This window comes from Streptomyces sp. NPDC047453 (genome assembly GCF_040643155.1).
Taxonomy (GTDB): Bacteria; Actinomycetota; Actinomycetes; order Streptomycetales; family Streptomycetaceae; genus Streptomyces.
In genome coordinates, this window is record NZ_JBEYTS010000015.1 from 153,449 (window position 1) to 160,299 (window position 6,851).

At 67.5% G+C, this 6,851-nt stretch carries 6 protein-coding genes and 1 rRNA gene; all 7 read right to left on the reverse strand.

The features are described from left to right. Nucleotides 1-10 precede the first annotated feature (10 nt). The 7 genes from ABZ818_RS16790 to rrf all read right to left on the reverse strand — a co-directional run bounded on the left by ABZ818_RS16790 (nt 11) and on the right by rrf (nt 6,693). Entirely contained in the window at nt 11-871 is an 861-nt protein-coding gene (locus ABZ818_RS16790) for an FHA domain-containing protein (protein ID WP_361414895.1), read from the reverse strand. Nucleotides 872-1,001: 130 nt separating this feature from the next. Continuing rightward, nucleotides 1,002-1,871: a DUF881 domain-containing protein gene (locus ABZ818_RS16795; protein ID WP_361414897.1), complete on the reverse strand. Its 870-nt coding sequence runs from the start codon at nt 1,869-1,871 to the stop codon at nt 1,002-1,004. A gap of 5 nt (nt 1,872-1,876) precedes the next feature. Continuing rightward, nucleotides 1,877-2,209 (reverse strand): small basic family protein, encoded by a 333-nt coding sequence (locus ABZ818_RS16800; protein WP_003988855.1) that lies wholly within the window; start codon nt 2,207-2,209, stop codon nt 1,877-1,879. Beyond that, nucleotides 2,206-3,102 (reverse strand): DUF881 domain-containing protein, encoded by an 897-nt coding sequence (locus ABZ818_RS16805; protein WP_361414899.1) that lies wholly within the window; start codon nt 3,100-3,102, stop codon nt 2,206-2,208. Before ABZ818_RS16805 ends, ABZ818_RS16800 begins: the two co-directional genes overlap by 4 nt. 143 nt (nt 3,103-3,245) lie before the next feature. Continuing rightward, nucleotides 3,246-5,741, reverse strand: coding sequence for a mannose-1-phosphate guanyltransferase (locus ABZ818_RS16810; protein ID WP_361414901.1), 2,496 nt, complete (start codon nt 5,739-5,741; stop codon nt 3,246-3,248). A gap of 117 nt (nt 5,742-5,858) precedes the next feature. After that, complete coding sequence (locus ABZ818_RS16815) at nt 5,859-6,467, reverse strand: CDP-alcohol phosphatidyltransferase family protein (protein WP_100567216.1); 609 nt, start codon at nt 6,465-6,467, stop codon at nt 5,859-5,861. 109 nt (nt 6,468-6,576) lie between these two features. Beyond that, nucleotides 6,577-6,693 (reverse strand): 5S ribosomal RNA (gene rrf / locus ABZ818_RS16820). Between the last annotated feature and the right edge of the window lie 158 nt (nt 6,694-6,851).

The window sequence follows — 6,851 nt, forward strand, 5'->3', positions numbered from 1 at the left end:
CCCTGACAGGTCAGACGCCCTGCCGGCTCGAGTAGAAGACCAGCCGGTACTTGCCGATCTGCACCTCGTCACCGTTGGACAGAGCGACCTGGTCGATCGGCTCCCGGTTGACGTACGTGCCGTTCAGACTGCCGACGTCGGCCACCGTGAACGAGCCGTCCGGGCTGCGGCGGAACTCCACATGGCGACGCGAGACCGTCACGTCGTCCAGGAAGATGTCGCTCTGCGGATGACGCCCCGCCGTGGTCAGCTCGCCGTCCAGGAGGAAGCGGCTGCCGGAGTTCGGGCCGCGGCGCACCACCAGCAGGGCCGAGCCCAGCGGCAGCGCGTCGACGGCCGCCTGCGCCTCCGGAGACAGCATCGGCGTCTGGCCGGTGGCCTCGGCGTCGTACGCCTCGAGACCGGAGATGGAGATCGTCGAGGTCGTCTCCGACGAGCGCTCCGGCGTCGCACCGGGCCGCAGCGGCGCACCGCAGTTGGAACAGAAGCGGCTGTTCTCCGCGTTGCGGTTACCGCACCTCGTACACACCAGGGCCGACATGGACGGATCCTCCTGCCGCGGCTGCCCCGCGGGGGCATCGGACGCGTACGGGCCGGCGGCAAACCCTCCAGCCGTACCTGAGGTCGACGGTTGCCCGAAACCTATGCCGCCCGACTGGGCAGGGTCAACCGACGACGCGTCCTGACCGGCCACCTGGTCCCTGAACAGCGGACGCCGACCCTCGGCGTCAGGCTGTGCGCGATGACGGGCCGTCGCGTTCTCGCCGCCCTCTCGCGCGCTCTTGCCGAACAACTTCGCAAACAACTTCACGGGCGATTCCCCTTGACCGAAACAGACCCGCCCGTGGGGCAGGACGAACCCTGACTGCATACACCGGTCGACCCGGACATCTTCACAACGTCCGTATCCACCAGACAGTTTCCACCACGCACCACCCAATCGGTGCGCCGACCCCCCGCAACCTCATGCCCCTGCCGGACGACCGCCATGCACCGCCGGTTCACCGCGAGGACGACCGAGCGTAGTCAGGCCTCTTCGCCGCCCGCAAGGCGTCCACGACGATCTTGTCCGAACGGTCGATGGTCACGGTGGCCTGCTCCTTCTCCAGGGTCTGCACCACGCCTCCAGGAATGTTGAGCGCCGGTTCGAGGTCCTGCGGCTTGCCGATGACCTTGAAACGATACGGGGCGTTGATCTTGTTCCCGTCGACGTCCACGCTCTTGGCGGCGTTGGTGAGATAAGTGTTCGCCACCACGCGTACACCGTTCACCTCGATCGCCTCCGCACCGGCCGCGCGCAGCTCCTGTATCGCGTCGAGCAGCATGTCCGCCCGGACCGTCCTCTTCGTGTCCTCGATCGTCACCGTGATGCCTGGTCCCTGCGCGGCCACCGTGCCCGCGAGGATGCCGAGTTGCTTCTCCTTCTCGGCCGTCTGCCTGCGGGCCTCCTCGGCCTGGTCCGAGCTGTTCTCCAGCTCCTGGCGCTGCTTCTCCAGACCCTGCTTCTCGTCTTCAAGACGCTGAGTACGGTCGTCCAGTTCATCGAGGATGCGAACGAGATCCTCCTGCCGGGCGCCGCGCAGCGCGTTGTCGCCGCTGCTGTTGGAGGCGACCTGGACGGCGAGTCCGAAGCCGAGGCCGAACAGCAGCAGCGCGACAACGAGTTGGGCCCGGGTGAAGCGCGGCGGCCACAGCCCCTGGGCCAGCCGCTGGCGACCGGTCAGCGCGGGCTCGGAACTCGCCTCGGCGCTCGGGCCCTCACCGGCGGCCGCCTGCGCGGGCACCTCCTCGGGCAACTCCTGGCGCAGCCGCTGCTGCTCGGGCTGTGTGTCCTGCTGCCCGTTCCCGGGCTGTTCGTCCTGGTGGGTCATGACTCTCACGCTCGGAACACGTGCCGTCGGATCGCCGCGGCATTGGAGAAGATGCGGATGCCGAGGACGACCACGACACCCGTGGACAGCTGGGCGCCCACGCCCAACTTGTCGCCGAGGAAGACGATCAGCGCGGCCACGACCACGTTGGACAGGAACGACACGACGAAGACCTTGTCGTCGAAGATGCCGTCCAGCATGGCCCGCAGGCCACCGAAGACGGCGTCCAGCGCCGCGACGACGGCGATCGGCAGATAAGGCTCGACGACCGCCGGAACCTCCGGCCGGACCAACAGGCCGGCCACCACTCCCACGACGAGGCCCAGTACGGCGATCACGATGTGCCCTTCTCAGTGCTCGGCTGTGCTGTACGTACGATCACACTCGGTGCGGCGGCCAGCCGGAGGTCGCTCTCCACGGAGATGCCGGTCCGGATGCCGTAGTTGTCCTTCAGGGCCTGGAGGTACAGCCCGTCGGAGCTGTCCTGGAACCGGGCGCTCAGCCCCTTCCCGTCCCCCACGGCGAGCACCGTGTACGGCGGCACCAGCGGCTTGTTGTCGACCAGTATCGCGTCACCCGCGGCCCTGATCGCCGACAGGGCCGTCAGCCGCTGCCCGTTGATGGAGACCGCCTCGGCGCCCGACTGCCACAGCCCGTTCACCACCCGCTGCATGTCCCGGTCACGCACCCGGCCCGTGTCGGAGAAACCCGACGCCCCGCGCGGATTGCCGCCGCCGCCCGTGCCGGCCTCCTTGGCGTCGTCCACCACGAGCCTCATACCGGGGCCGTACACCTCGCTGGCGCCCGCCAGCATGCTCACCAGGTCGGCCTGCGGGTTGCCACCGGTGTGCCGCAGCGCTTGGCGCTGCCGCGCGTTCACGTCGTCCCGCAGCTTGTCGACGGTGCCCTCGAGCTCGTCGGCCGCCGCGGTCTCCTTGTCGATGCGATCGATCAGCTCCTGGCGCTCCTTGGCGACGACCGGGGCCGCCACACGCGCCTGTGCCGCTCCCACGGTCACCACGAGCCCGGCCAGCACCAGCCCGCCCGCCAGACCGAGCTTCGCCCGGACGGTTTTCGGCATGCCTCTCTCACCCACGGCCTTCTTCCGAGCGGCGGCCTCGGCATAACCGTCGTCGAGGCTGTGGTCCATGACGTTGGTGATCAACGACATGGAGGCGTCCGGTCGGGAGGGCCGCGCGGGGTTGCTCCGAATGGGGGGTTGCTGCGGCATGCCGCACATCGTCGCACGACGTGGCCGTGACCTCCGAATGGCCCCACCGGCGTGCCGGACAGGCCCCCTTGGGGAACACTTGTCCGGCACGCGCGCGTGCTGTCCGTTTTACCGGCCGACGCCCTGTTCCAGCGGCCGGCGTTCTACCGGCCGGCGCTGTCCACGACCGCCGCCCACTCGTCCAGCAGCGTCTGAGCGGAGGCGTCGTCGGGCCCCTCGGCCCACAGATGGGTGACCGCCTCGGCCGGGTCGGGCAGGACCATCACCCAGCGGCCGTCGGTCTCCACCACCCGCACACCGTCCGTGGTGTCCACGAAGCGGTCTCCGGCCGCCTCGACGACCCGGCGCATCACCAGGCCCTTGACGGCCCACGGCGTCGCCAGGTCGCGCTTGAGGACGTGCGCACGCGGAATCCGGGCGTCGATCTGGCTCAGGGTGAGCTGAGTGCGCGCGACCAGCCCGATGAGCCGCACGAAGGCCGCCGTGCCGTCGTAGACGCTGCTGAACTCCGGGACGATGAACCCGCCCTTGCCGTCGCCGCCGAAGATCGTCCCTTCCTCGCCGCCGACCCGTGTGAGGTCGTCGGGCGAGGTCGTCGTCCACTCCACCTGGGTGCCGTGGTAGGCGGCCACCTGCTCGGCGATGCGCGTGGTCGTGACGGGCAGCGCCACCCGGCCGCTGCGCCGCTCGGCTGCGATGAGGTCGAGCATCACCAGCAGCGCCCGGTCGTCCTCGATGATGCGGCCCCTCTCGTCGACGAGCGACAGCCGCTCGCCCACCGGGTCGAACCGCACACCGAAGGCGGCCCCGGAGGACGCCACGATCTCGCCGAGCCGCACCAGACCCGAACGCCGAATGTCGGCGGTCTCCGTCGGCCGGGCCTCGTTCAGCCCGGGGTTGATCGTCAGCGAGTCCACCCCGAGCTTGCCGAGCAGGCTGGGCAGCACGAGTCCGGCGCTGCCGTTCGAGGCGTCCACGACGACCTTGAGCCCCGACTCGGCGATCCCGGTGGTGTCGACGTTGCGCAGCAACGACCCCGTGTACGAGTCGAAGACGCTGGACGGGAAGTACAGGTCACCGATCTCGCCCGGGAACGCACGCCGGTACTCCTGGCGCGCGAAGACCCGGTCCAGCTTGCGCTGGCTGCCCTGGGACAGGTCGGCGCCCTGTCCGTCGAAGAACATGATGTCGACCGAGTCGGGCACCCCGGGCGTGGTCCGGATCATGATGCCGCCTGCGCTGCCCCGCGCGGTCTGCTGCCGCGCGACCGGCAGCGGTACGTTCTCCAGGTCCCGTACGTCGATGGCGCTGGCCTGGAGAGCCGAGATGACCGCTCGCTTGAGCGCGCGGGCACCCCGGGAGTGGTCGCGGGCCGTGGTGACCGTGGACCCCTTCTTGAGCGTGGTCGCGTAGGCGCCGGCGAGCCGTACGGCGAGTTCCGGGGTGATCTCCACGTTCAGGATCCCGGACACTCCGCGGGCACCGAAGAGGTGAGCCTGGCCCCGCGACTCCCAGATGACCGAGGTGTTGACGAAGGCGCCGGCCTCGATGGTCTTGAACGGGTACACCCGGACGTTGCCCTGCACGATCGATTCTTCACCGATCAGGCACTCGTCTCCGATGACCGCGCCGTCCTCGATCCGCGCCGCGCGCATGATGTCGGTGTTCTTGCCGACGACACAGCCGCGCAGGTTGCTGTGCTGGCCTATGTACACATTGTCGTGCACGACGGCCTTGTGCAGGAAGGCTCCGCTCTTCACGACGACGTTGGAGCCGACGACGGTGTGCTCGCGGATCTCGGCGCCGGCCTCCACCTTGGCGTAGTCACCGATGTAGAGCGGCCCGCGCAGCGCGGCGTCGGGGTGCACCTCGGCGCCCTCGGCGACCCAGACTCCCGGGGAGATCTCGAAGCCGTCGATCTCGACGTCGACCTTGCCCTCCAGGACGTCGGCCTGCGCCTTCACATAGCTCTCGTGGGTGCCGACGTCCTCCCAGTAGCCCTCGGCGATGTAGCCGTAAATGGGCTTGCCTTCCTTCATCAGCTGCGGGAAGACATCGCCGGACCAGTCGACCGGAACGTCGGGGTCGACATAGTTGAACACCTCGGGCTCCATCACGTAGATGCCCGTGTTCACGGTGTCGGAGAAGACCTGGCCCCAGGTCGGCTTCTCCAGGAAGCGCTCGACCTTGCCCTCTTCGTCGACGATGGTGATACCGAATTCCAGCGGATTGGGCACGCGCGTGAGACACACGGTCACCATCGCGCCCTTTTCCTTGTGGAATTCAATCAGCCGGGTGAGGTCGAAGTCGGTCAGGGCATCACCGGAGATGACGAGAAACGCGTCGTCCTTCAACGCCTCCTCGGCGTTCTTGACGCTTCCGGCGGTTCCGAGTGGCTTCTCCTCGTTGGCATAGGTGAGCTCCATTCCGAGCTCTTCACCATCACCAAAGTAGTTCTTGACCAACGAGGCCAGGAACTGGACTGTGACGACGGTCTCATTCAGCCCATGCCTTTTGAGCAGCCGCAGCACATGCTCCATGATCGGCCGGTTGGCCACCGGCAGGAGCGGCTTGGGCATGCTCGAGGTCATCGGTCGAAGGCGCGTGCCTTCGCCTCCGGCCATCACGACGGCCTTCATGTCGGAAGCGTCCTCCTCCAAGAGACGACGATCTAGCCGACTGCACCCATCCTGATTGTCCCGCACTTTTCCCAGGCGGGCCATCGGAGTCCCCGCAGTTGCCTCGATGATGGGAACTCAGTCGGCCATGGCGTCCGCACGGACCAGACGGCGGACTTGTACCACGTAGAGGACTCCTGCCCACCAATAGAGCGTTGTACCCCAACCTGCGAACGCCCATCCGAAAATGGCCGCGAGTGACGCGATCCATCCGCTGCCGTCACTGAGCAGCAACAAGGGGAACGCATACATCAGGTTGAACGTCGCCGCCTTCCCCAGGAAGTTCACCTGCGGCGGCGGGTAGCCGTGCCGTCTGAGGACGCCCACGGCCACCAGGAGCATCAATTCGCGTGCCACAAGCAGAGCGGTCAGCCACAGCGGCAGAATCTCACGCCAGGTGAGACCGAGGAGGGTGGAGAGAACATAGAGCCGGTCGGCGGCCGGGTCGAGTAGCCGGCCGAGGCTGCTCACCTGGTTCCACCGGCGTGCGAGCTTGCCGTCGAGGTAGTCGCTGACCCCGCTCAACGCCAGCACCAGCAGTGCCCAGCCGTCACTCTTGGGGCCACCGAACTCCGGCCGGAGGATCAGCCACAGGAAGAGGGGTACGCCGACGAGCCGAGCCATGCTGAGGATATTCGGGATGGTGAGGACCCGGTCCGTCTGGACACGGGTCTCCTGGACCTCCACCCGGGGGCCTCCTGTGGGAAAGATACCGACGATGCCTCCTGACTTTACCCCAACGCAAAAAAGCTCCGGCTCCCGGGTTGTTTTCCCAGGAGCCGGAGCTCTAAAGGTAGTTCGGCGGCGTCCTACTCTCCCACAGGGTCCCCCCTGCAGTACCATCGGCGCTGTAAGGCTTAGCTTCCGGGTTCGGAATGTAACCGGGCGTTTCCCTCACGCTATGACCACCGAAACACTATGAAACAATCAACCGCACCACACACGAATGCGTGGGGTTGTTCGTGGTTTCAGAACCAACACAGTGGACGCGAGCAACTGAGGACAAGCCCTCGGCCTATTAGTACCGGTCACCTCCACACCTCACGGTGCTTCCAGATCCGGCCTATCAAC

What these genes read in the sequence shown, in the direction of transcription:
- ABZ818_RS16790 (WP_361414895.1), bottom strand. Translation starts at nt 871, where the DNA reads ATGCAGTCAGGGTTCGTCCTGCCCCACGGGCGGGTCTGTTTCGGTCAA.
- ABZ818_RS16795 (WP_361414897.1), bottom strand. Translation starts at nt 1,871, where the DNA reads ATGACCCACCAGGACGAACAGCCCGGGAACGGGCAGCAGGACACACAG.
- ABZ818_RS16805 (WP_361414899.1), bottom strand. Translation starts at nt 3,102, where the DNA reads ATGCCGCAGCAACCCCCCATTCGGAGCAACCCCGCGCGGCCCTCCCGA.
- ABZ818_RS16810 (WP_361414901.1), bottom strand. Translation starts at nt 5,741, where the DNA reads ATGAAGGCCGTCGTGATGGCCGGAGGCGAAGGCACGCGCCTTCGACCG.